This is a genomic window from Methylobacterium sp. J-118 (assembly GCF_057836565.1).
This window is the reverse complement of the sequence record NZ_JBYQFA010000003.1, coordinates 13,095-34,253: the sequence shown is the minus strand read 5'-3', so window position 1 is coordinate 34,253 and position 21,159 is coordinate 13,095. Positions and strand designations below refer to the sequence as shown.

25 protein-coding genes and 1 pseudogene are annotated in these 21,159 nt (G+C 63.9%); 8 read left to right on the top strand and 18 right to left on the bottom strand.

What is annotated here, in order from left to right:
- Positions 1 to 67: 67 nt before the first annotated feature.
- The 8 genes from AC3IF3_RS29270 to AC3IF3_RS29235 all read right to left on the bottom strand — a co-directional run bounded on the left by AC3IF3_RS29270 (position 68) and on the right by AC3IF3_RS29235 (position 6,427).
- Positions 68 to 2,488 (bottom strand): PAS domain S-box protein, encoded by a 2,421-nt coding sequence (locus AC3IF3_RS29270; RefSeq protein WP_489231510.1) that lies wholly within the window; start codon positions 2,486 to 2,488, stop codon positions 68 to 70.
- 126 nt (positions 2,489 to 2,614) lie between these two features.
- Positions 2,615 to 2,863, bottom strand: coding sequence for a hypothetical protein (locus AC3IF3_RS29265; protein WP_243947355.1), 249 nt, complete (start codon positions 2,861 to 2,863; stop codon positions 2,615 to 2,617).
- A 152-nt stretch (positions 2,864 to 3,015) separates the two neighbouring features.
- Positions 3,016 to 3,480 carry a tellurite resistance TerB family protein gene (locus tag AC3IF3_RS29260; protein ID WP_489231509.1) on the bottom strand — a complete coding sequence of 155 codons (465 nt, stop codon included), beginning with the start codon at positions 3,478 to 3,480 and terminating at the stop codon, positions 3,016 to 3,018.
- A 6-nt stretch (positions 3,481 to 3,486) separates the two neighbouring features.
- Positions 3,487 to 3,888, bottom strand: coding sequence for a hypothetical protein (locus AC3IF3_RS29255; protein WP_489231508.1), 402 nt, complete (start codon positions 3,886 to 3,888; stop codon positions 3,487 to 3,489).
- Positions 3,889 to 4,148: 260 nt separating this feature from the next.
- Positions 4,149 to 4,436 (bottom strand): hypothetical protein, encoded by a 288-nt coding sequence (locus AC3IF3_RS29250; RefSeq protein ID WP_489231507.1) that lies wholly within the window; start codon positions 4,434 to 4,436, stop codon positions 4,149 to 4,151.
- A 167-nt stretch (positions 4,437 to 4,603) separates the two neighbouring features.
- Positions 4,604 to 4,768 carry a hypothetical protein gene (locus AC3IF3_RS29245; protein WP_489231506.1) on the bottom strand — a complete coding sequence of 55 codons (165 nt, stop codon included), beginning with the start codon at positions 4,766 to 4,768 and terminating at the stop codon, positions 4,604 to 4,606.
- Complete coding sequence (locus AC3IF3_RS29240) at positions 4,765 to 5,022, bottom strand: hypothetical protein (RefSeq protein WP_489220714.1); 258 nt, start codon at positions 5,020 to 5,022, stop codon at positions 4,765 to 4,767. The genes AC3IF3_RS29245 and AC3IF3_RS29240 overlap by 4 nt, the downstream gene beginning before the upstream one ends.
- Positions 5,023 to 5,203: 181 nt before the next feature.
- Positions 5,204 to 6,427 (bottom strand): flagellin N-terminal helical domain-containing protein, encoded by a 1,224-nt coding sequence (locus AC3IF3_RS29235; RefSeq protein ID WP_489231505.1) that lies wholly within the window; start codon positions 6,425 to 6,427, stop codon positions 5,204 to 5,206.
- 336 nt (positions 6,428 to 6,763) lie between these two features.
- Here AC3IF3_RS29235 and AC3IF3_RS29230 point away from each other — a divergent pair, with 336 nt between their 5' ends.
- Positions 6,764 to 7,069 (top strand): hypothetical protein, encoded by a 306-nt coding sequence (locus AC3IF3_RS29230; protein WP_489231504.1) that lies wholly within the window; start codon positions 6,764 to 6,766, stop codon positions 7,067 to 7,069.
- On the opposite strand, the gene AC3IF3_RS29225 is transcribed toward AC3IF3_RS29230, so the two are convergent.
- The 5 genes from AC3IF3_RS29225 to AC3IF3_RS29205 all read right to left on the bottom strand — a co-directional run bounded on the left by AC3IF3_RS29225 (position 7,066) and on the right by AC3IF3_RS29205 (position 10,239).
- Entirely contained in the window at positions 7,066 to 7,320 is a 255-nt protein-coding gene (locus AC3IF3_RS29225; protein ID WP_243970265.1) for a hypothetical protein, read from the bottom strand. The genes AC3IF3_RS29230 and AC3IF3_RS29225 overlap by 4 nt on opposite strands.
- A gap of 319 nt (positions 7,321 to 7,639) precedes the next feature.
- A complete protein-coding gene (locus AC3IF3_RS29220; protein WP_489231503.1) occupies positions 7,640 to 8,800 on the bottom strand; it encodes a YihY/virulence factor BrkB family protein in 1,161 nt (386 codons plus the stop codon).
- A 96-nt stretch (positions 8,801 to 8,896) separates the two neighbouring features.
- A complete protein-coding gene (locus AC3IF3_RS29215) occupies positions 8,897 to 9,229 on the bottom strand; it encodes an integration host factor subunit beta (RefSeq protein ID WP_489231502.1) in 333 nt (110 codons plus the stop codon).
- A gap of 271 nt (positions 9,230 to 9,500) precedes the next feature.
- On the bottom strand, positions 9,501 to 9,761 hold the full coding sequence (locus AC3IF3_RS29210; protein WP_489231501.1) for a hypothetical protein: 261 nt from the start codon (positions 9,759 to 9,761) through the stop codon (positions 9,501 to 9,503).
- A gap of 214 nt (positions 9,762 to 9,975) precedes the next feature.
- Positions 9,976 to 10,239, bottom strand: a complete 264-nt coding sequence (locus tag AC3IF3_RS29205; RefSeq protein WP_489220705.1) for a hypothetical protein — start codon at positions 10,237 to 10,239, stop codon at positions 9,976 to 9,978.
- 309 nt (positions 10,240 to 10,548) lie between these two features.
- Here AC3IF3_RS29205 and AC3IF3_RS29200 point away from each other — a divergent pair, with 309 nt between their 5' ends.
- The 3 genes from AC3IF3_RS29200 (at position 10,549) to AC3IF3_RS29190 (ending at position 12,137) form a co-directional block, all read left to right on the top strand.
- Positions 10,549 to 11,313 (top strand): hypothetical protein, encoded by a 765-nt coding sequence (locus AC3IF3_RS29200; protein ID WP_489231500.1) that lies wholly within the window; start codon positions 10,549 to 10,551, stop codon positions 11,311 to 11,313.
- A 29-nt stretch (positions 11,314 to 11,342) separates the two neighbouring features.
- Entirely contained in the window at positions 11,343 to 11,573 is a 231-nt protein-coding gene (locus tag AC3IF3_RS29195; RefSeq protein WP_489231499.1) for a hypothetical protein, read from the top strand.
- A 75-nt stretch (positions 11,574 to 11,648) separates the two neighbouring features.
- The gene (locus tag AC3IF3_RS29190; RefSeq protein ID WP_489220657.1) at positions 11,649 to 12,137 is read left to right on the top strand and encodes a GAF domain-containing protein; all 489 of its coding nucleotides are present in this window, start codon (positions 11,649 to 11,651) and stop codon (positions 12,135 to 12,137) included.
- A 236-nt stretch (positions 12,138 to 12,373) separates the two neighbouring features.
- On the opposite strand, the gene AC3IF3_RS29185 is transcribed toward AC3IF3_RS29190, so the two are convergent.
- On the bottom strand, positions 12,374 to 12,664 hold the full coding sequence (locus AC3IF3_RS29185; protein WP_489231498.1) for a hypothetical protein: 291 nt from the start codon (positions 12,662 to 12,664) through the stop codon (positions 12,374 to 12,376).
- 245 nt (positions 12,665 to 12,909) lie between these two features.
- Here AC3IF3_RS29185 and AC3IF3_RS29180 point away from each other — a divergent pair, with 245 nt between their 5' ends.
- The gene (locus AC3IF3_RS29180) at positions 12,910 to 13,983 is read left to right on the top strand and encodes a hypothetical protein (protein WP_489231497.1); all 1,074 of its coding nucleotides are present in this window, start codon (positions 12,910 to 12,912) and stop codon (positions 13,981 to 13,983) included.
- A gap of 32 nt (positions 13,984 to 14,015) precedes the next feature.
- Here AC3IF3_RS29180 and AC3IF3_RS29175 read toward each other — a convergent pair whose 3' ends face one another.
- Complete coding sequence (locus tag AC3IF3_RS29175) at positions 14,016 to 14,369, bottom strand: cupredoxin domain-containing protein (RefSeq protein ID WP_489220697.1); 354 nt, start codon at positions 14,367 to 14,369, stop codon at positions 14,016 to 14,018.
- A gap of 336 nt (positions 14,370 to 14,705) precedes the next feature.
- On the opposite strand from AC3IF3_RS29175, the gene AC3IF3_RS29170 reads away from it, so the two are divergent.
- Positions 14,706 to 15,050 carry a hypothetical protein gene (locus tag AC3IF3_RS29170; RefSeq protein WP_489231496.1) on the top strand — a complete coding sequence of 115 codons (345 nt, stop codon included), beginning with the start codon at positions 14,706 to 14,708 and terminating at the stop codon, positions 15,048 to 15,050.
- On the opposite strand, the gene AC3IF3_RS29165 is transcribed toward AC3IF3_RS29170, so the two are convergent.
- Both AC3IF3_RS29165 and AC3IF3_RS29160 read right to left on the bottom strand, forming a co-directional pair.
- Positions 15,038 to 16,732 carry a methyl-accepting chemotaxis protein gene (locus AC3IF3_RS29165; protein ID WP_489231495.1) on the bottom strand — a complete coding sequence of 565 codons (1,695 nt, stop codon included), beginning with the start codon at positions 16,730 to 16,732 and terminating at the stop codon, positions 15,038 to 15,040. The genes AC3IF3_RS29170 and AC3IF3_RS29165 overlap by 13 nt on opposite strands.
- Before the next feature lie 507 nt (positions 16,733 to 17,239).
- A pseudogene (locus AC3IF3_RS29160) lies at positions 17,240 to 17,595 on the bottom strand (hypothetical protein); the annotation flags it as partial.
- Positions 17,596 to 17,805: 210 nt separating this feature from the next.
- On the opposite strand from AC3IF3_RS29160, the gene AC3IF3_RS29155 reads away from it, so the two are divergent.
- Positions 17,806 to 18,939 (top strand): EAL domain-containing protein, encoded by a 1,134-nt coding sequence (locus AC3IF3_RS29155; protein WP_489231494.1) that lies wholly within the window; start codon positions 17,806 to 17,808, stop codon positions 18,937 to 18,939.
- A gap of 27 nt (positions 18,940 to 18,966) precedes the next feature.
- Here the strand turns inward: AC3IF3_RS29155 and AC3IF3_RS29150 are convergent, their stop codons facing one another.
- Positions 18,967 to 20,526, bottom strand: coding sequence for a sensor domain-containing diguanylate cyclase (locus AC3IF3_RS29150; RefSeq protein ID WP_489231544.1), 1,560 nt, complete (start codon positions 20,524 to 20,526; stop codon positions 18,967 to 18,969).
- Positions 20,527 to 20,754: 228 nt separating this feature from the next.
- Between AC3IF3_RS29150 and AC3IF3_RS29145 the strand changes: the two genes are divergently transcribed.
- On the top strand, positions 20,755 to 21,129 hold the full coding sequence (locus tag AC3IF3_RS29145; RefSeq protein ID WP_489231493.1) for a hypothetical protein: 375 nt from the start codon (positions 20,755 to 20,757) through the stop codon (positions 21,127 to 21,129).
- The last annotated feature ends 30 nt before the right edge of the window (positions 21,130 to 21,159 follow it).

Below are 21,159 nucleotides of genomic sequence, written 5' to 3'. Positions count from 1 at the left end.
GAGCCGTGATGGTATGGCCGCCCGGCCACCGGTTAGGCCTAAGGCTGAAGGTGAGACCGGTTGGCCTTCATCGCGTTCTCGTCGAGCGTTTGCGCCGTCGCTTGGATGCCGCCTTGCTCAGGGCCCGTGACAGGGCTTCGACTGAGTACGGCTTCTGGAGCAGCTCGAAGCCGTGCCCCCCTTCCTGGGCCAGGACGTGGCTATAGCCGCTCGTCAGAATGACGGGCAGGCCGGGGTAGAGGCGCCGTACTTCGCGGCCGAGTTCAATCCCGGTCATTCCCGGCATCACGACGTCCGAGAAGACGATCTCGTAGGCGTTCGGCTCCTCAGCCAGGGCTAGCAGTGCAGCTTGTCCATTCTCGACCCAGTGCGTGCGATACCCGAGTTCCTTCAAAGTTTGGGTCACGAAGTCCCCGACGTCCCGATTGTCCTCCACTACGAGCACGCACAGGTTCCCGCCATCGGCAGTTGCCTCGTCATCACACTCAATGGCAACCTCGACCGGCGCAGGCACGCGAGGCAGATAGAGCGTGAACGTCGTGCCCTGCTCGACCACGCTCTCGACGATCACCTCACCGCCCGATTGCTTGGCGAAACCGAAGACCTGGGACAACCCCAGCCCTGTTCCTTGACCGACATCTTTGGTCGTGAAGAACGGCTCGAAAATCCGCTCCAAATCCGCGGGTGCGATGCCGCTGCCGGTATCGCTGATCGACACGGCTACAGTGGGCGTCACAACGACCGGATGCGCGCGGACAGCCGGGATCTCTTCGACCGCTTTGACCCGGATCGTGATTTCCCCCGCCCCATCCATCGCATCACGGGCGTTCACGGCCATATTGACGATGGCGGTGTCGAACTGGCTCGGATCGGCGTTCACGAAACACGCTTCTTCGTCCAGATGGGTTGCAACTCGTATGCGCGCCCCTGTCAGGGTACTGACCATCTCGCTCAGCATCCGCACACTCTGACCAACGTCAAACACGCTGGGCCGTAGCGCCTGTCGTCGCGCGAAGGCGAGCAGTTGGCTGGTCAGCTTGGCCGCTCGATCGACGGTGTCAGAGATCGCTGCGATGTAGCGTGTCCTCCGCTCCTCAGCGAGGTTAGGACGCTTCAGCAGGTCGGTCGATGATTTGATGACGGTAAGTAGGTTGTTGAAGTCGTGCGCGACGCCGCCGGTTAGCTGACCTACAGCCTCCATCTTCTGCGATTGCCGCAGTTGTTCTTCGGTCCGCATTAGCTCGGCTGTCCGCTCAGCCACGCGCTGCTCAAGGCTTTCATTGAGGGCGCGCAACTCCGAGGCTACACAATCGCGCTCTGCCTCGACGGCGCGCCGCTCCTCGACGTCGATGAGCACGCCGGGAAAGCTCGACGGCGCACCATTCGCATCGTGGTCGACGCGTCCGTTCGCTTCGATCCAGTAGTACCTGCCATTGGTGCGCCGCACGCGATATTGATGCGCGTAAGCACCACCTCGCTTGATCGCGTCATTGATTGCCGCAGCGAGTCCCGCCTGATCGTCGGGGTGAACGGTCGCGACGATCTGGGCGAGTGGGATGCCCTCTCGCCCGAGCGCGGGGTCTAGCCCGAAACTGCGTGCGAACCCCTCATCGACGGTGAACCGATCGGTGGGCAAATCCCAGTGCCAGGTACCGATGATCGCCCCTGCTGCGAGGGCGAGTTGCACGCGCTGCACGTTCTCGCGGGCCAGCGCTTCACTGGTGCGCAGGCGCTCTTCTGCGATCCGTCGCTCAGTGGTGTCGTTGAAGAAAATGGCGATCTGCCGCTCGGCGGGTTCGCCGACGCGGATAGCTCGCACATCGAACCAGCGCCCGAAAGCCTCGGCGTAGCTCTCGAAGGTCGCTGGCTTACCGGTCCATGCGACGTGTCCGTAGGTCTCGAACCAGAAGCGCTCCAAGTTCGGTGCGAACTCGGTGACCCATTTTCCGCGTAGGTTGACGCCAGCCTGACGCTCGAAGGCAGGGTTGGCTTCGAGGAAGCGGTAATCCACTGGGCGATCGTTGGCATCGAATTTAACTTCTACGATGGCGAAGGCTGTTTCGACGGTTTCGAGGAGTGTTTTGAACCGATCGCGGGTTTCGCGTAGGCGCGCGCCAACTTCATGCTGGTGCGTGCGGTCGCGGACGATCTTGACGTAACCCTGGTGTGTGCCGTCCTCGATGCGCAGGGGCATCAATTCGCCCGATGCCCAAAATCGGGTGCCATCCTTGCGGAGATGCCATCGCTCATCGCTCGCCCGACCATCGGCAACCACAAGACCCATCTCCTCATGGGGGCGGCCAGCGGCACGGTCCTCAGCGGTAAAGAGAAGTTCGGCTGACACGCCTACGATCTCGTCATGCCTCCAGCCGAAGATGTTCTCAGCTCCAGCATTCCAGTCCGTGACGACCCCATTCAGGTCGGTGCCGATGATGGCAAAATCGATCGCGCTTTCGATGATGTGCTGGAGGTGGTGACGGACAGGCATAGCCCCGTGTAGCGGCTTCTGAGGCGGAAGTTAGGTTTTGACGATCGTCTGACGGCGATCGTCATCAGAGCACCTCATTCCAGGCAGGAAGGCGCTAGGCCATGCGGTCAGGGGCAGACTCCACCGCTACAGCCGCTCTGGCTGGGCAAGCATGATGGCGGCACGGACGGCAGCCCGTCGAAGCTCCGGGCTTGCCCAAGGCTGACGGATCAGCGTGTTAGCGAAAGGGTGATCGGCGACGGCGGCAGCCGGGTCAATGCGATAGCCTTCGCCGAACGAGACGTGACCGGAGGCCGGGTCAGTCATGTATGCGTCCACCACGGCAGCGACATCGTCATCCACGATGTCGAGGGTGGCTAGCAGGTCTAGGGTCATGAGCCGGTTTGCCATACCGGCGCCATAGCCATTCCACGAACGCCGTGCTCCGAACGAGGTTAATCGGGTGCACGCGGCTCGATCACGTCTATGCGAGGTGTTGGGTCGGCTGATCGACCTGCTCTCGAACGATGATGCCACTACGCCATGGCTCACTGCCGAGGCGTAACCCGAGTCGCCACAGTTTGCATCAGCTCGGACTTATTGACGATGAGGGCCACGGCGATCTCGGTCAGCGCCTTGTCTTCAATTTCGCTGATGCCCTCATGGTCAGCCACATCGGCGGCCACGAGGAACGCATCCTGCCGCTGCTCTATCGGGCGACCCGCGATCGCCGTCACCCGACGCAGGTTCTCCACGCGGCCCGCTCGGGTCCGAGCCCGGGCGATCGCCGCGTACAGCGCCTCCTCCAGCATCAGGAGGTCGTAGCCCTTCTCGATGATCGGGTTGGCGCGCAGGCCGACCAGCGCGGTTTCGAACTCGTCACCCGCCACCTCGCCGTCAGCTACGATGACGTTGGCGGCAGCCGAGATCCCCGCCTGCATCAGCGCTTCATCGCCGGCATAGGCCGTGAAAGTCCGGCCGAAGCGGGTCAGCAGATCCTTGAGAGCGTTCATCGTGCTTCAACGGGGTGACGGTGGTGGGCCATTAAGCGACCGCCCGGGCCGCGGAGCCGCGAGAGCCGCCGAGAGGCTGACCTGTCGCCGTCCGCCACCGCCATGCATGCCATGAGCTGGTGCTGTGTAGGGGCGCCGGGATAGATCGTAGAGGACATTGCCGACGAGACCGGCGGCCCGGCGTAGGGCCGCCCCTTCACACGTTGCGGCGACGCGCACGGCGATCTCATGGGTGTGGCTGCGGCCGTAGAGCCAGACGGCGAGCTGCGCCCGGGTCGCCTCCGTGATGCCGTCGAGGAGCAGGAGTGCTGCCTCGGGGTCGGCTTTGGCGAGCTGGCCCAGGGTTTCCAGCGGAACGGGGCAATCGAGAGCAGGATCGTCGACACTAAGCGAACGGGTATGGTTCATGACGACACCTGCAGGCTGATAGCGAGCAACGTGCCGAAACTGTGGTTAACGAAGGTTTACGTGGATGGGCGGGCTCGGCCCCGCCGCCCGATCCTATCTTGGGCTGACGGGGCTCGGTGCCGTTCCTTAGGGCGAGGTGCCGGTACGCGACGTGGCCCGTGATGCAGGATGGGCATGGACTTGGACGATCCCGCATTACCAACCAGGGGCCGCACCAAGCTCAGCACGTCGTGGAGATGGCCCCGGCCGGTGATGCAGACTCAGCAGTTGTCGGCGCCGGGCTTCACAGGCTCACCTTCGGGGGCTTTCTTCGAGCCGTTATCCTTCATGGCTGCGCCGGTGTTGTTCATCGCGCCGACCGTACCGGGAGACTCGCCCTTGGCCCCCGGGGTCACCTTGGCGGTCGAACCACCGTCAACATTCGAGCTGGTATCCTTACCAGTAGCAGCATTCGTCGTCATGCCGACATTGCACGGCGCAGCGACAGCGAGACTCGCTGACAGCGCAAGCATCGCGGTGGCGGTGGCGATCTTCAGGATCTTGGACATGTTTCCTCCAGGTTCTTAAACCTGAATAAAAGGGTATTTGCCGCTGGTTGTTCCAGTCGACCCACACGGCAGCTGTTTGCGTGCGGTGAGGCAGGCCCTAACCCTTCCGCCTCGAAACCGGATCCCGGCCCCGCCGCCATTCTCGGGGATGAAGGTAGAGGCGGCGGTCATAGCGTGCAGTCCACTACCGTTACGATGACGGCTGCCGTGACCGCAGCAATGGCGCAGTCCTCGAACGCGTACTCCAAGCCCGCGACCTCAAGCGCTCGTTCGACGCTCACGAGCACGACAGCCACGCCGATCGCCAGCATTCGCCCTTTGATGGCGTTCATCCGCTCGGCTCGGCAGTAGCATCAGCCTCTTGGATGCCGAGCCATTCCAGGGCGGCCGAGCGCGATTTGAAGACGTGCCGTTGAGCTATGAACGGTGCAGGCCGCTCGGCAGGCGCCACCTCATCCAGCAGTTCGACTTGCCACGTATCGCCTGGCCCGTTGCGGTGGACGCTGCGCACGAGACCCGCCACCACCGCGCCGTCGCGTAGCACGTCGTAGCTACCGGGTGCCAGTTGGTCGACGGTGTAGGTCACTGTTGTCGCTTCTCTTTCCAAAAAGCAGTGAGAAAACATGTCAGGCCCTCCGGGTCGATGCCATCCAGCCCCTCGTCTCGCTACTCATCGACCTGCTGGAGCGAGCGTGATGACAACCACGCTTTCATGCAACGGCCGGGGTTAGGTGCCCCGGCCGTCGTTTCAGTGACGGTACTGAGGTTTACCGTAGCAGCGTCAGGACGCCCTGCTGCGCCGAGTTGGCCAGCGAGAGAGCCGAGATGCCCATCGACTGACGGGTCGACAGCGCCTGCGAGTTGGCGGCTTCCTGGTTCAGGTCGGCGTTGGTCAAGTTGGCCGAGCCGGTCTGCAACACGTTGATGAGCTGCTTCGAGAAATCCTGCCGGTTCTGCACCACCGAGAGGTTCGAGCCCAGGTTGCTCGCCGCCGAGTCGAGCGCGCTGCCGGCGTTGGTCAGTGTGGTCAGCGTGGAGTTGACGTCGGAGTTCAGCAGGAAGTTGCCCAGCCCGTTCGAGCTCGTCGAGCTGTTCGAGTTGGTGACCGAGGTCAGGCCCAGGCCGCTGGCGGTCGCGTCCACCGACGAGACGTCCAGCTTGGAGCTGCCGGTGGCGTTGAACTTGATGGTCAGGTTGTTGCCGGTGCCGGCGATCAGGTTGACGCCGTTGTAGCTGGCATCGCCGGCGAGCTGGGTGATCTGGTTGAGCAGATTGTTGTACTGCTGCGCCAGGGACTTGCGCTGGCTGACGCCGGACACGGCCAGGTCGCTGGAGACCACCGTGCTGGCCGCAGTGCCATAGGTCGAGGCTGTGGTCGAGGACGACGCGAAGCCGAGCGCCGCCTGGCTGGTGGAGTTCTGGAATTCCACGTCGGCCTGCGCGTTCAGGACGATCTTGGTGCCGGTGCTATCGACCGAGAAGATCGCGCCGGCGCCGAACGATCCGCTCGACGTGGTGCTGGCCGAGCTGACTGCGGAATTCAACGCCGATACCACGGCGGTGATGCTCGACGATGCGGCGAAGGTCGCCGACACGGAGGTACCGTTGATCGTAAACAGGGCCGTCGTGGAGGCAGTGCTCGTGGTGGTGGGAAAGGCGTTGGTCGCCGTGCCGGTCGTGGTGAGCTGGGTCGACAGCGCCTGGTTGGCGAGGGACTTGGCCTGATCCACGAGCTTCTGAATCGAGGTGATGCCCTGGTTGGCGGCCTGGATCGACTGGACGCCGTTGGAGACGCCGTCGAGCAGGGAGTTCAAGCTCGTGGAGCGGCTGTCGAGGGCCTGCGAGGTGAAGAAGTTGGTCGGGTTGTCGAGCGCCGAATTGACCGTCTTGCCGGTGGCCAGGCGGTTCTGGGTGGTCGACAGGAGCGAGGCCGTATCCTGCAGCGAAAGCAGGTTCTGACGGGTCGCGGCCGAGAGGGTGATGGACGACATCGATCAAACTTTCTGGTTGTAGCAACCCGTTTTTCGGGGTTCCTCATCAGGAACAATTCCGAATTGAATGCAGGTTAAGTCCGCAAAATATCACTTGTACTCACACTATACTGGTTAACAGTATCTGTTTTTACACAGCTCTTAGGTGTGATCTCAAAGTCGCTCAACCCTGAGTTCGATGGTATCCAGTAGAAAGGCGGCCAGGCCAGCTCTGTCGAGTGTGGCGGCCGAGAGCACCGGGAGTGTGATCGAGGTGGAGCCGCTGCGCTGGCGCGACCGCGGGAACGTTATCTCCGCAGCAGGCGCTGTACTCCTTGACCTCGCCAAGGTGCGCTGATGCCGACCGTCATCCCGACCCACCCCGAGATCGCCGCAGCCGCTCAGCTCCTGTCCTGGCCTGACATGGCCCGGTTTCTGATCCTGCTGGCCCGTGTCCGCTGGCTGAACCGCCGGTTGCAGGCCGTCAATCGGCGGGTGGTTCGTTACGGCTTTGACATAGCCGGGACTGATCTGGCGTTGACGATGCAGCGCTGGCTCGCCTGCCACGAGGCGATCGGCGCCTTACTTGGTCGCCCTGAGCCGTCGCACGTCGCGCAGGTGCGGGCGACGGTGCAGAAGGGCGCCGAACGAAAGTCCCGCTAGTCCCGCGTAGGCTTCGGCTCTGGCTTGGCAGCGCGCATTAGGTTCTGGATCGCTCGCGGCGATCGGCCGGCTTTCTGGGCGATCTCGGCCTCCTGCTGCTCGATGAGATCGCGGGCCGGCTGATCGCCATCTAGGCCGCCTAGGATATCCATCGGCACGCGCCGGTTCGAGGCGCGACTGCCGTCTTCAAAGACGACATCGAACAGGACGGTACCCCGCTCCTGCGGGAGTAGCTTGATGCGCTTGGCCATGGTGGGCAGGTACGCTAGCGAGCTCGGCAGGACTAGGTCGTTGGATTGTAGCGGCTTGAGCGTGACGGCGGTCGCGTGAGATGCCTATGATCGGCCTTGTGCCACGCCGTTCCTGCCAGAACCCCAACAACTGCCGCGCTGCCGGTCGCGGCGGTCCCTGCCGTACCTGCGACGCTAAAGCGATCGCACGCCGCGCAGTTCTGTTGCGCGAGCGCATCCTCGCGAACCGGGCCGAGGGGCAGCCTCTGTACGCCGAACGCTCCGCTCAGGCGGTTGAACAGAAACGGAGGTGCGACCCTGAGCTTTGAGGAGCGCACACCTACTCTGCGGCGGCCCCGACACTATCGGCCATCTTCGCTCCCCGCGAGCCCAGGGGCTGAGGCTCGCCTACAGTGGTGTCCTCGGCCGTCTGGTGTTCCATCTCGGCGTTCATCTGCGCGCCTAACAGCACGATCGTCGTCGAGATCCAAATCCAGGTCATGAACCCGATCGCCGCCCCGAGCGAACCGTAGGTCTTGTTGTAGCTGCCAAAGTGGGCGACGTACCACGAGAACAGCAGCGAGCCTCCGAGCCAGAGAACCGCCGCTACCGCGCTCCCCCCGGTGACCCAGTGCCAGCGTGGCGCATCCCGGCTAGGGCCATAGCGGTACAGCACTGCCAGGCCGCCGAGCACGGCGACCAGGAGCACGGGCCAGCGCAGCAATGCCAGCCACCAGGCGTCCTTGCCGATGCCGATGAACTCGAACACGACCGGCAGTACGACGATCGCAACGAGCGCCAGGATTAGGAACAGCAGCGCACCAGCGGTGAACGCTAGCGAGACGAGGTTGAGCACGAAGAAGTTGCGCTTCTCGCGCTCGTTGTAGACGAGGTTGAGCGCATCGAAGATGTGCTTCATGCCACCGTTGGCGCTCCACACCGACAGAGCGACGCTCACGAGCAGGCTCAGGCCCAGCGTCGCGTTGCCCTTCTCGTTCAGGTTCTTGACCTGGTCGCTGAGGATGTCGAGCGCGCCCTGGGGCAGGATCCCCTGCAGGCTGGTGAGTTGGGCGTTGATGGTCGAGGCATCGGCCACGAGACCGTAGACGGACACCAGGGCGGCGATCGCGGGGAAGATCGCCAGCAGGGCGAAGAAGGTCACGCCGGCCGACACCAGCATGATCCGGTTCTCGCCCACGTCGCGGTAGGTACGCAGGGCGATGTCTTTCCAGCCTTTGGCCGGGATCTCGGTTGGCCGTGTGGCCTGGCGTCCGCGGTCGGCCTGAGTACGGGCTACCTCGTGGGCCTCTTGGCCGGAATGTGAGGGCGACGCCTGTTGTGCATCACCTTCACCCTGGGCCCCGCTGGGCTTGCGCGTCGTCGAGCGCCTCGGCAACGCGACGAGGCCGATAAGGGCGGTGGCGAGCGCCAGCGTCCAGACTGTCGAAGCTTGTCCAACAGGGTCGCGGGATGGTCCGGGGTTCGAGGGGAGGGGAGCCATTGGCGGTTCGTTGCCTCGCGGACGGATGCTGAAGATCGCCGCCACAACAACGAGCCGTCAAACCGCGTTGCAGAAGATATCGCATTATTCCTGGGGTTAAGACCTAGAGGCGTGCACCAGACGCTCTGCCTCGCGCTCCTGGTGTGCCGGCCTGAGGTTCAGCCGCGCACGCAGGGTCTTGCCCGCCTTGAATTGGACATTCCGCTTGGCCGCGACGGCGACGCTCTGGCCCGTCCGCGGATTGCGGCCCGTGCGAGCGCCGAGTTCCTTTACCGCAAACGTACCGAAGTCGCGCAGCTCAACGCGGTCGCCGTCCGCCAGCGCGTCGGCGATCCGGTTGAGGATGGCGTCGACCACCGCCTCGACATCCTTCGCGTAGAGGTGCGGGTTCTGCTCCGCGATGCGGGCGACAAGCTCGGATCGGATCATGCGTGAGCGATGCCGCGTCATTCTGCAGGCAGCAACCGCGCCGGGACGAGCTAAGGTTTCATTAACCGTGCGGCGTGAGGAATGCTTTCGACGTCCGGTAGCCATTCGGGACGCCTCCCTGCCTCGCCCGCCCGGTCCTCCAGCGGCGGGCTTTTCTTTAACCGCGCCATGGTATGACGCGCGGAGGTTCGATCTTTCGTCCCCAATGCTCGGATCTGGATCAGCCCGCCCGGGTCGCCGGCGCGGGCTTTTTCGAGCCGCGGAGACGTGATCAGTTCCACGCCGTGGGCCGATGGCCGACGAAGGGCGCCATGCCGACAGCGTCGACCATCTCATCGAAGGCAACCCGTGCGTCCGCATCGGTCGCGAACGTCGTGTCCCATCGGGTGCAGCCGGAGAGGTGGACAACCTCCATGCGCCAACACTCTGGCGTGCCAGGGAAACGATAGATCTCGACCTCGACCGTCTCGCCATCCCGCGTGACTGGGCCGGACAGCGGAGAGTGCTCGAACTCGACGTCTTCCTCGCTCATCCCCGGGCTACCTTGGTGCTCACCTTCGGGGACGCGCTTACCTGAAACGGTCCCGACCCAGGATGCCTTCAACGTCAGCTTGCTGATGCCTCGCTAACAGGCCGCGTGCATCCTGCCCTAGAGCCGCGTTGCGTATCGGCCCGGCTCATCGCTGGTGAGATCGGACGCTCCCCCGCCCCGTGAGCAGATCGGGGCGGGGCCGAGCGGCCGAGGATCACGGCAGGGTCGGGTGAGCCGACATGACGGCGGCTGCCAGCACCGTCCGGAACGCCTTCTCCTGCGGTCCTGATCGGTCCACCGCCCCGAAGGCGGGGGTCGCGTTCACGAGAGCTGCGATGTCCACGCTGTGGCCGCTGTCGAAGCGGTAGGGGCCAGCCATTGGATCCCGCAGGTAGACGTCGATCGCCGCGACGATCTCCTGGCTCGTGATGATACCTGCCTTGCGCAGGTCCGCGAGGGTCGAAGGTCCTGCCGGCATGGTCGCGCTGATCATTCCCTGACGTTGACTTAACCGTGCCGCCCGGCCGACATGGACCGTTACGGCTGAACTCGCCATAGCGAGTCGCTGCCGCCATTCAGGAGACCATCGCCGCGAGATAGACCCTAAAAAGCCAACAGCCCCTTCCCGGCAAGGAAGAGGCTGCTGAAAACCCAGAGGCCATGTGAGGCCGCAGACGATGCTCCTCACAAGCCATGAATTCCCCTCGGGAGTCAAGACGGAACCCGCTTCCGTCAACGGGAAGGCTTTGCCTGGACCCTAGCCGCGGCCCGTGAGGGACCGAGGACGATGTTTCACGCCACCATGCGGTCGGCGATCGAGGGCGCGCGCACGCTCGCGCAGCTCGACGACCTGTCGCGCACCATCTGGCAGGCCCACGCCGCCGAGACCGTCACCGATGCCGAGGCCCAAGGGCTGGCCGAGGCGCTGCACACCCGCAGGAGCGCCGTGCGCGAGGCCGTGGTGCCAGTCGGCATTCCGCTCGGCCGCGTGACGCTGTTCCCGCCGAAAAGCCCCCAGCGGGCTCCTGAGCGATCCGTGGCCATTGCGCGTCGCCGCCGACTGGCCTTCTCCGGTCCGATGCCGCCCGCCCTTGGCCTGCGGTTCACCACCGGGCAGCTCGCGGTCCTGTGGATCGTCGGCGACGAGATGGCCCGCAACGGCGCCTGCGGGCTGTGCATCGACGCCATCGCGGCGCGGGCCGGTGTCTGCCGGCGACTCGCTCAGGCCGCGATCCGGCTGGCCGAGGGTGACGGCCTGCTGACCATTCAGGAGCGGCGCCACCAGGGCCGGAAGAACGAACCGAACGTGGTCCGGATCATCAGCCGGGAATGGCTGCAGTGGCTCCGGCGGGGAGGGCGGTCCGTGGCCCTGGCGCTGTTGGGCGGCATAGGGTGCAAAACGATTCACCCCACGGATAAGGGAGATCCACAGAGGCAGGTTGTGGACGCGGAATCGAGGAAGGGCTGCCGGGAGGCAGTGGTTCGGGCCACCGTCGCGACCAGGCGCGATTCTGTCGCGGGTCCGGCAAAGCTAGGCGACGCTATGTCTTGAGCACATGTAGCTGGACGATCTGACGAACGATGCGAAACTATCGCCTCTGCGCAGCCTACCGAGCCCCGGATGGTTTGCTGAGCACACCGGTGTACGAGGAGACGATCACGGCCAAGGATACTTCTGAGGCTGTCGCTCGTGCCAAAGCCACTGAACTGGATATGGCCAGCTTGAAGGCGAACGCGATCTACCTCGTCAACTCGGACGGGCATGTCGCCTGGTCGTTGCGGATCGCCGAAGCTACGGATGATGCGGCTTAAGGTTATTGCTGCCGCCAAGCCACGTCAGTGATGCGGCGCGTGGACCGTTGAGGGCTGATCCTGTAGCTTGAGCGGATGTCAGAGGATCGTCTTCAGTCTGATCAACCGCTCATCCAGATTAATCGCAGGCTTGAAGCTTCGCGTTCGCTGGACGAGATCGTGACGATCCTGCGCGATACAGCGCGGCAGATCGCCGGGTCCGATAGCATCGCCGTCGTGCTGCGGGAAGGCGACTGCTGCCACTACGTCGCCGAGGATGGGATTGGCTACCTGTGGCGCGGGTACCGCTTTCCACTGGATGCCTGTATCTCGGGTTGGGCGATGCTCAACAATGAGACTGCGATCGTACCGGATATCGAGGCTGATCCGCGTCTGTCTGCTGCCGCCTACCATCATACCTCAATGCGCAGCCTTGTGATGGTGCCGATTGGCTCCCCCGAGTCCGTGGCCGCTCTCGGGGCGTATTGGTGCAGCTTTGTCACCATCGATCCGGGCACGGTCTATCGGCTAGAGGCATTGGCAGAGAGCGCAGGGACTGCCCTAGCCCGCATACGAGGCCTATAGCGACATCGCTACGCCCGGCTGCTACAGCACTGATCCTTCCCGCATACGTGCCCGAGGCGTTCGCGACGTCACACGGCCCGGCGTGGGTAAGCACGCGACGACAGGCGCATCCGGTCCAGTTCACCGGGGCTCGCCCGTGACGCCTCGGCCGGGCGGTCTCGTGAGGGTCAGTGCGATGCGGCGGGACTAGAGACCGCAAGCGCCGGCTCACGGCCTGTCTCTGCATATCAGCAACCTCAACCAGCCTCGCCTATGCCGTAGGTGCGAGCGGCCTTTGCCATACGGATGAGCTGCTCGAGATCCAACTCCACGGCATCTTTCACGTCATCGACCTGCAGTAGCTCGCCGAGGCCGACAAGCTCTAGGCGCAAGGCCTCGATCATCGTTTCCAGCGATTCCCCCAGGGCGCGGATCTGTTCCTCACGGGGCCCCAGATCCACTCCCTCAGCAAAGGCACCGGCCAGGGCTGCTCTGAGACCCTGAACCTCATCAAATGGAACGATGGAATGGGGTCCCACAGGGCTCATCGTCGCCTCAGGTCACTTGGGCAGTTGCACGGATAGGGCCGCCTGCAGCTGATGCGGATTTGCCTATCTTGTAAGCACATTTACGACGCCAAGCGCAGATCTGCACAGTTGCCGGCTCTTTATCCAACTCATTCCACCGTATTAACCATCGTGTAACAGAGGTTAATAATTCGTTGGCGCGAAGCTCAGCTTTGTGAGGAAATACGTAGGCGGGCTGGCCGCCCGTCTCACCCTCCGAGGTCAACATGGTTCGGGTCACGGCGCCCAGGCTCTCACTCCGCCTGGGTCTGCGCACTCTCGCGAGCCTCGCTGCGCCGCCGACCCTACTTCTGCTCGCCGGCACAGGTTCGGCCAGCGCGCACGTGAAGTGGTTCTGCGCCTACGACGTCGCCGGCCAACCGCGTGGCCTCGAACAGGTGCTCTGCCTGGACTTTGAGTGGCTGACCGGGCTCGCTCTTTTGTGCCTCATGTTCGGATGCTTGGCCGAGGGTACGCCCCTGGGGGGCGTGCTGCTCAACGCCCTCGACCGCGTGACCACGCGGATCCGCATCGACACCGAGCTGCTGGTCCGCGCCACGCTGGGTTTCTTCCTGGTTTCGCTCTTCGACCTCGGCGGCATCATCCTGACCCCGGAACTGAAGACCGACGTGGCTTGGATCCCGGGGCTGCAACTCGCCATGGCGGCGTGCCTGATCTGGCGCCGGACCATGCCGCTCACCGGGCTCGGTATCGTCTTCCTGTTCAGCTACGCCACGGCGCAGTACGGCGTCTTCCACCTCGCCGATTATCCGGTTTTCCTGGGCGTGGCCGCCTACCTGATCTGCCAGAGCCTCGGCTTGAAGCCCTTCGGCGTTCGCCCCCTCGACATCGTGCGGTGGGCTGCCGCGATCACGCTGATGTGGGCATCGGTCGAGAAGTGGGCCTACCCGCAGTGGACCGATCCGCTGCTGGCCGCCAAGCCGCAGATGACCATGGGCGCGACCCCCGAGCTGTTCATGCAGGCCGCCGGCGTCATCGAGTTCACCCTGGCCTTCGCGCTGATCTGGACGCCCCTGGTGCGTCGGATGTCGGCGATCATCCTGGCGGCAATCTTCGTCTCGGCGGTGTTCGAGTTCGGCAAGGTCGACGCGATCGGCCACTCGGGCATCATCGTGGTGCTGCTCGGGATCGCCGCAGACGATGTGCGGTCCGTGGTGCGGGTCCGCGATGCGGCTTGGACGCCGGCCTACTACGGCGGTGCGCTCGCGACCTTCCTGGCACTGTACTACGTCGGCCACGAAGCCCTGTATGCGGGCCTAGCAGCCATCCCCACGATCTGAAGCGCTACCGGTAGACGGGTCGAAATACGCGCCTACCGCACGTGGACGGCGAGCTTCATCTTCGGGTGAACGCCGCACAGGACGGTGAAATCACCCTCCGTCGGGAACGTGATGACGGCTTTGGCGCCGGGCTCGATATCACCGGAGTCGAAGGCAAACGTCTCGGCTTCGACGTAGGCCTGGTGGACGAAGTTGTCGTCATCGTTGACCACCGTGATGTGCTCACCGACGTGGAGTGCGACGTCCCCCGGCCCGAAACGTTTGCCCTTCTGCGATACGATGTGATCCGCATCCGGGAGGCTCGCGATGGCGCCGCTGGCCACAGCCAGCAAGATCACGGTCCCGAGCATAATCACCGGAAGCAAGTTCCGGTTGTTATTGAACATTTTGGCCACCAAAAGTAGATCACAATTTCAGCTGAGATTGAATTAACTCGGTTAATCGCCCCTCAAGATACCTGAAGTTTTCATATCATGACGAGGTTGTGATCACGTGCTGTTCAAGCGGAAGCGATGGCAGAGCGAGGGAGGGGATCTCCAGGCAGATTGAGCGCCGCTCGACGCTAGCCCCACTGTTCGCCATCCTAGCGGCATGCCCGTGCAGCGCGGTTACCGCAATACCGACCTAGACAACGTGTTGTTGAGCGCATGCTACAGGTCGGGCGCCCTGACGGCGTATCAATCCGTCTAGTCGGCATGCTGGACACCCGTGGGCGAAGGATCATGACCGAAAGCATCGTCCCGCTACGCAGGAAAGGTCAGCAGCAATTTGCTCTCGACCAGGTCGATACCGCTGCTGTGGAGCTGCTTGCTAGCGGCCAAGCGACGAGCCTGCAGGCGGCACGGGCTGAGGTGATCCTCGTAGATATGCGAGAGCAGCGGGATCAGATGATGGCGGTGCTCGCCGATCTGCGTAGCCGCCAGCCGACCGCCGACCCTCAGCTCGACGCGGCCTACGCCAATCTCATCACGGCGATCAACGATGGCATCGTGCAGATCGACCTGTTCATCGCCCGTGCGCAACTCTTCACGGCGGAAGCCACGCACCCGGAGAGTCAATGCCGGTAGCGTTCGGCCAGACCCATAAGTGACTGGGCCAGCTGGGTGATGTTGGCCGAAGCCGTCTCGACCTGGCGGGTGCCGGCCGCGGTCTGCTGGCTCGCCTGCCGGATGCCATGTAGGGCCTGCATCACCTGCTCGATGCCGAGCTGCTGCTGGTTGGTCGAGGCCACGATCTGCTGGAAGGTCTGCACGTTCTCCTCCACCCGGGCGGTGATCTCCTCGATGGTCCGCTGCGTCGTGTCCGAGCGGGTCTTGCCCGACGCGGCCCGCTTGACCGCCTCCTCGGTGAGCATCACCGAGGTGTTGATCCCCCGTTGGATCTCCCCCAGAAGCCCGCGCACCTGCCCGGTGGCCGCCTTCGCCTGGTCGGCCAAAAGCTTCATCTCGGACGCCACCACCGCGAAGCTGCGCCCGCTCTCCCCGGCCGCGGCCGCCTCGATGGCCGCGTTGAGCGCCAGCAGGTGCGTGCGCTCCGAGATGTCGTTGACCGTCTCGATGATGTCCCCGATCGTCTGGGTCTTCTCCGACAGGCCGACGATGTTGCCTGCCACAGCCTCCGCCTGCTCGCGGATCGCCTCCATCGCCCGGGCGGTGTCCGAGACCGCGCGCAGGCCCTGCCGCGAGGTCTGCGCGGTCGCCTGGGCGGTGGCGATCACCTCGGTCGCCCGCTTGCTGATCTGCGCCCCCGAATGCGTGATCTCGTCGACCGTGGCGGCGGTCTCCTGAACGGCCGCAAATTGCTGCTCCACCGAGGCCGCCTGCTCCTGCGCCGACGCCCGGATCTCCGCCGCCGCCGCGTTCAGGTCGGCCGTCGTCGCACGGTTGGTCCGCGCCAGGTCCGACAGGCCCGAGACCATCGCGTTGATGGTGGTGGCCAAGCGGCTGACCTCGTCACGCCCACGCGCTTCCAGCCGGCCTGAGAGGTCGCCTTCACCGACTCGATCGACGAAGGTCATCAGGCCCTTGAGTGGTCGCACCACCGAGCGGCTGATCAGCCATGTGATGGCCATTGCAAGCAGAACTGCGGCTGCCAGCGTGAGATAGATCGACAAGCCTGAGTTCTCTTGGATTTCTCTGACCCTGCGTTGGCCAGCTGCAAAATTGTCGTCGAGCACGTCGCGAGTTCCGTCTACACGCTTCAGCAACGCGGCCTGGGTCTGGTTGAGTTCGGCATTCCGAGTGATGACCGCGGCGACGTCCTTGGCGGCTACGGCAGAGAACAATGCCTCGGCTGTAGTGCGTAGGCCCGTGAAGAAAGCCGCGGTCTCGGTCGCTCGCGCGCCGAGCTTCTTCCAGTTGGATGCCCGATCGCTCGATAAGGCCAAGGGCTCATACTCTTGGGCCGACCGGACCAGCGCCCTCAGCGCAGCCTCGACTTGATCGGCGGTTTGCCGCCAAGCCGCCGCGGTCTCGCCGATCGGCTTGCCGACGAGGGCAGGGTCGGTGGTACCGCCACGCTCGCGCACCAAGAAGTCGATGACGGCGTTCCGGCGCAGGTTGCCGATCGCGCGGGTGTCGTTGCCAAGATCGTCGATGAGGCGGGCGAGCCTGAGGTCGCGCGCTACGATGCCATCGGTGGCCTCGCGTACCGAACCGAGCTGGATGATCGCGTAGACGCCCAGCGCCACCATCATCAGGGTTACGGCAGCGAAGCCGAGCAGGATGCGTTGGGCGATTGAGAGCGACACCGTGACCTCTAGGTACGACCGTCCGAGGGGCACCCAAGACGGGACAGGTGGATCGGGGAACCCGAGATCTCTCACATCCGGCATGAGGCGCCTACAACTGGCGCGTCATCAACCCGCTGCATGGTCGCGTGAGACGCGGCGGCGGGACTGAAGACCGCAGGTGCCGGCCCACGGCCCTCGACAAGCGCCGAAGCGCAGGTCCGGTCCCGAGCGCTCGCCGGACGCATCGTGAGCGTGCAAGGGTTCGCTAACCGACGACCGTCGCCGTCGTCGATATGTCCAAGCGAACGACCCGAACCCTGAGAGGCGTTCTCTGGATTGCCGCCCTGGCGCTCTGCTGCTTCTCGGCCGTGATGCTGATGGAGGCTAACAGGCCTACTGAACGAGCGATCGCGCACCTGCCGTCCGCTGATCCCACGACAACAGGCGCCATCGATAAAGGTCCTATCCGGTGGTGTGGTGCCGCCTCTTGGTGCCGATGATGCACACGATCACGTCGCTGTCGTCTCAAGCATAGGGCCCCCCGAACAGGTCACCGAGCGCTTTCCGCCGGAACAGCGTGCGCCAGCGTCGCCTCTGATGTTCCGGACGGTCGTGGATCATGTGGCAGCGCTGGCAGAAGGCCGCGAGGTTGGCGTCGGCGTTGTTCGCGGTGTCGTGGTCCCGATGGGCTGCAGCCAACACCACCCAAGTCCGGCGAGCTCGTCCAAGGATGTCAGCTTCCGCAGCGATCCGGATCCGCCTACTCCACTCGTCGCGCCACCGCCCAGCCTCAGCGTCCCACCAACGGCCGTCGCCTAGGTGGTAGACCATCCCCGCCCATGCGGCCGTCCGCAGCCCTCGCAGCAGCCCTTCGCCCGGCCATTGACCATTTTAGGTCTAGCGACCGTGGCCAGGAGAGAGCTGGCCGAGCTATGCGGACACGATCTGTCAGCGTTCGGCAGGTCAAGCAGACCTAGTAAATATGTGCCGCTTTGTCGCAGCCGTTAACGGCTGATAAATCTAACTTGGATCAGGCTGCAATCCTGGGTCGTACTCAACCCCGGTTAGCTCGCCTTCAACCAGGAAAGTTGATGATCAAGCGCCCACGTCGGGTCTACAAGCCACGTAACCGGAGTGCCCTCGAGCCAAACCAGTTGAATGCTAACGTTCAGGCTGCCTTTCAGCCGATCGAGGATCTGCGCACAGGCGAGATCGTCGGCTACGAAGCGCTCGCTCGCCTCATGCGTGGCGACCGGCTCTTACCGCCGGCGGATTTTCTGTCCGGCCTGCCGCAGGACGACCTCATCGAACTATTTCGCACGATGCTCGGGCAAGCGGTCTCGATGCGACAGAGCCTGGCAGGTGATGGCCCAGGCCCCTACGTCAGCGTCAATGTCGAGGTGCCGCTAGTTCTCACGGACGGGTTCGTCGATCTTCTGCGCGACGTACTTGATCGTCACACCTTCAATCCGGACGGCGCAGTGGTGCTGGAGCTTCTGGAAGGCCACGCGACCCCGGATTTTGCTCGAATGTCAGAACGCCTGCAGGCCATACGTGCGCTGGGCATCCGCATCGCACTCGACGATATCGGCAGCGCCTACTCGTCCCTGATCAATCTGCGCGACCTGCCCGTCGACATCATGAAGCTCGACCAGTCGTTTGCGCGCGGGCTCCGACAGAAGCCCCGAGACCTGCACTTCGTGCTCAGCCTTCAGAACCTAGCTCACAGCATCGGCAAGCGGCTCGTCGTCGAGGGCGTGGAGACGGTCGAGATCCGTGATGCCCTGCGCGTACTTGGGGTCGATCTTGGTCAGGGGTACGGGATCGCGCGGCCGATGCCGAGGGAAGCCATAGCCTCATGGGTGGCGGGTCGTCCCAGGGCGACTAGGGCAGTGGAGCAGACGCCGAAATCGCTGCTGGGTGCCTATGCCGGTCACCTGCGGGTGGTGGAAGCGTGCCGCACGCTGATGGGCCAGCCTCTTCCAGTCGCGTGGGAAGAGGCGTCCAAAGACCCGCATGCATGTGGCATCGGCGTGTTCTTCGACAAACACGGCTTGCACGACACTAACTTCGGGCGCGCGCACAAGCGCTTCCACGAGGTCATGGCGCTGTACGAAGCCGATCCGGCTAGCTGGCGGGACGGAGCCGAGGGATTTCGGCAGGAACTGGAACAGGCACTTGCGGATCCCTCGCAACGCTTCCGCTGTGACGCCGTCGCCGCATGAGCAAGAGCGTCCCAACGGTTTGCCCGGCTACGGGCCCCCTACAAGCTGCAGCTTGTGCTGAATGGTCGGGGTATCCTGCTGCTTCGCACAGCGGGTCTGGTTGCGACCTCCCGATTTGGCTTCATAGAGCGCGCCATCCGCAAGGCGGTAGAGGTCCGTCAGCCCCGTGGTCTGCCCACCGTTTGGCATGACGGCCGCGACACCGATGCTCACCGTGAGGGCACCCGCTCCGATGCCGGCAGATCCGATTGCTAGGGTGGACACCTCGGCGTGAACCTTCTCGGCGATGCGGAGCGCGCCCGACTGATCCGTATCCGGCATGAGGATAGCGAATTCCTCGCCGCCGATCCGGCTGACGAGGTCGTGCGGGCGATGGACACTCGCAGATAGGCAAAGTGCCAACCCTCGAAGCACCTCATCCCCGACCTGATGGCCATAGCGGTCGTTGAAGCGCTTGAAGTGGTCAGCGTCGACGATGAGCAAAGACAGCGGCTTGCGGCTGAGCCGCGCAGCCTCCCAGGCACGTGACCCGGTATCCTCAAAGGCTCGACGGTTCGGCAGACCGGTGAGAGCATCGGTCAGCGACAGCCTTTCGAGTTCAGCCTGCATAGCTTCGCGTCGGCGCAGTTCGCGCCAAAACAGCAGCGACAGAGCGATCGTCACGCCGCACAGCACCACGACGATGCTACCGATGACGAGGGCATTCGAGCGCCATTCGGCGCCAATCTCCCGTGCCGAGAGGGCCACGTTGAGGATAAGCGGTAGATCGCCCACCTGGGTGAAAGTGTAATGGCGCTCGATGCCGTCACGGACCGACGTCTCGACGAAGCTGCCGTTGCGCTCACGCAGGAAGCCCCTGAAGGTCGCGGCGCTGGCGATATTCACGCCGATATCGGCCTCGGCATAGGGGTACCGCATGATGCGCGTGCCATCACGCAGGTACAGGTTGATCGCGCTGTCTGGGCCGAGACCAATTTGGTCGAAGAGACGCGTGAAGTAGGACAGGTTGAGGGTCCCCAGCACCACACCGCCGAATGAACCATCGGGCTTGTTGATGCGGCGGCTCAGCACGATCATGCGGCTACCAAGCAGACGCGAGAACAATGGCTGACTGATGTACAGACCGAGATTGTTCTGTGCCTTCTGTGCCCGGAAGTAAGCGCGATCAGCGTAGTTGACCTTGCGTGCTGGTACTGCACTCGCGTCGATGATGCTGTCGCCGTTCTCATCAGTGACAATCATTACGCCCATGTCGCGGGCCGTAGCGGCACGGTCGAATAGAACGAGCTGACGTAGTTCTGGGCTGATTTTGTCGATGCCGGGGGCCCGGAGATTATCGACGACAGCGCGCAACGAGAGATCGTACAGTTCGATGTTGCGGGCGATGTCGCGTTCCAGGACCTGCAGAAGGTTCTTGGACGTCTGCTCGGCCTTGTCCCAGGCGTCCTGCCGCAGATCGAACAGCATCAGCCCGGAGAGCGCGACCATGCCGGCCGGAGCCAGAACACCGAGGGCGATCCAGGTTCGGGCCGATCGGAACGGGCGCGCCCATCGCTGCATCGGAGGAATTAGAAACCTTGCGGTCATGGCCACTGTGGTGGGATGGTGGCATGCCACCTCTAAATCAATTCTTTCCTGCCGATGGAGACCGCGATCGACGCCGGCAACATGCACGCCCTCGTCGAGGCCATGCGAACCGAGCGGGATGCGTGGCGGGAGGGCTGAGCGGGTGCAGGTGCGTTCGGCGCGAACAGCCTGACACCTCGACACCAGACCCGACGCTCGCCATCTTTGCCGGGCACCCCCGAGCGCCCCGTGACCAACGCCAGCCTCTATCGGCCGATCGCCGCGGCCACGATCCTCAACGCGTTCCTATTAGCGCTGATGTGGCGTGGACATCAGACCCAGATGAAAACCGGCACGGCCCCGTGGTGGGCTGGCTTTGGAGCCGCGGCCTACGCCGCGATAGGCGGCCTCCTCATCTACCTACGCCGGGATCATCCTATTGCAGGAAGCTACGACCTCTTCGGCGACGCAATGGTGGGTGAAGGCATAGGCGTGCTCATCACCTACGGTCTGGTCTACAGCTTCATCCTGTCCCGAGCGCGGCCGTGGTCCGAGCGGGCGGCGCCCATGTTCTTTACCATCGTGCTCACAGCTGGCGTGATCGGCGCCATCTTCGCGACCTGACGACGGACGAGCTCACTATGGGTAATCTCA

Bases quoted from the DNA above. Each gene is read 5' to 3' on its own strand.
- AC3IF3_RS29270 (WP_489231510.1), bottom strand. From the start codon at position 2,488: ATGCCTGTCCGTCACCACCTCCAGCACATCATCGAAAGCGCGATCGAT.
- AC3IF3_RS29265 (WP_243947355.1), bottom strand. From the start codon at position 2,863: ATGACCCTAGACCTGCTAGCCACCCTCGACATCGTGGATGACGATGTC.
- AC3IF3_RS29260 (WP_489231509.1), bottom strand. From the start codon at position 3,480: ATGAACGCTCTCAAGGATCTGCTGACCCGCTTCGGCCGGACTTTCACG.
- AC3IF3_RS29255 (WP_489231508.1), bottom strand. From the start codon at position 3,888: ATGAACCATACCCGTTCGCTTAGTGTCGACGATCCTGCTCTCGATTGC.
- AC3IF3_RS29250 (WP_489231507.1), bottom strand. From the start codon at position 4,436: ATGTCCAAGATCCTGAAGATCGCCACCGCCACCGCGATGCTTGCGCTG.
- AC3IF3_RS29245 (WP_489231506.1), bottom strand. From the start codon at position 4,768: ATGAACGCCATCAAAGGGCGAATGCTGGCGATCGGCGTGGCTGTCGTG.
- AC3IF3_RS29235 (WP_489231505.1), bottom strand. From the start codon at position 6,427: ATGTCGTCCATCACCCTCTCGGCCGCGACCCGTCAGAACCTGCTTTCG.
- AC3IF3_RS29230 (WP_489231504.1), top strand. From the start codon at position 6,764: ATGCCGACCGTCATCCCGACCCACCCCGAGATCGCCGCAGCCGCTCAG.
- AC3IF3_RS29225 (WP_243970265.1), bottom strand. From the start codon at position 7,320: ATGGCCAAGCGCATCAAGCTACTCCCGCAGGAGCGGGGTACCGTCCTG.
- AC3IF3_RS29220 (WP_489231503.1), bottom strand. From the start codon at position 8,800: ATGGCTCCCCTCCCCTCGAACCCCGGACCATCCCGCGACCCTGTTGGA.
- AC3IF3_RS29215 (WP_489231502.1), bottom strand. From the start codon at position 9,229: ATGATCCGATCCGAGCTTGTCGCCCGCATCGCGGAGCAGAACCCGCAC.
- AC3IF3_RS29210 (WP_489231501.1), bottom strand. From the start codon at position 9,761: ATGAGCGAGGAAGACGTCGAGTTCGAGCACTCTCCGCTGTCCGGCCCA.
- AC3IF3_RS29205 (WP_489220705.1), bottom strand. From the start codon at position 10,239: ATGCCGGCAGGACCTTCGACCCTCGCGGACCTGCGCAAGGCAGGTATC.
- AC3IF3_RS29200 (WP_489231500.1), top strand. From the start codon at position 10,549: ATGTTTCACGCCACCATGCGGTCGGCGATCGAGGGCGCGCGCACGCTC.
- AC3IF3_RS29195 (WP_489231499.1), top strand. From the start codon at position 11,343: ATGCGAAACTATCGCCTCTGCGCAGCCTACCGAGCCCCGGATGGTTTG.
- AC3IF3_RS29190 (WP_489220657.1), top strand. From the start codon at position 11,649: ATGTCAGAGGATCGTCTTCAGTCTGATCAACCGCTCATCCAGATTAAT.
- AC3IF3_RS29185 (WP_489231498.1), bottom strand. From the start codon at position 12,664: ATGAGCCCTGTGGGACCCCATTCCATCGTTCCATTTGATGAGGTTCAG.
- AC3IF3_RS29180 (WP_489231497.1), top strand. From the start codon at position 12,910: ATGGTTCGGGTCACGGCGCCCAGGCTCTCACTCCGCCTGGGTCTGCGC.
- AC3IF3_RS29175 (WP_489220697.1), bottom strand. From the start codon at position 14,369: ATGTTCAATAACAACCGGAACTTGCTTCCGGTGATTATGCTCGGGACC.
- AC3IF3_RS29170 (WP_489231496.1), top strand. From the start codon at position 14,706: ATGACCGAAAGCATCGTCCCGCTACGCAGGAAAGGTCAGCAGCAATTT.
- AC3IF3_RS29155 (WP_489231494.1), top strand. From the start codon at position 17,806: ATGATCAAGCGCCCACGTCGGGTCTACAAGCCACGTAACCGGAGTGCC.
- AC3IF3_RS29150 (WP_489231544.1), bottom strand. From the start codon at position 20,526: ATGACCGCAAGGTTTCTAATTCCTCCGATGCAGCGATGGGCGCGCCCG.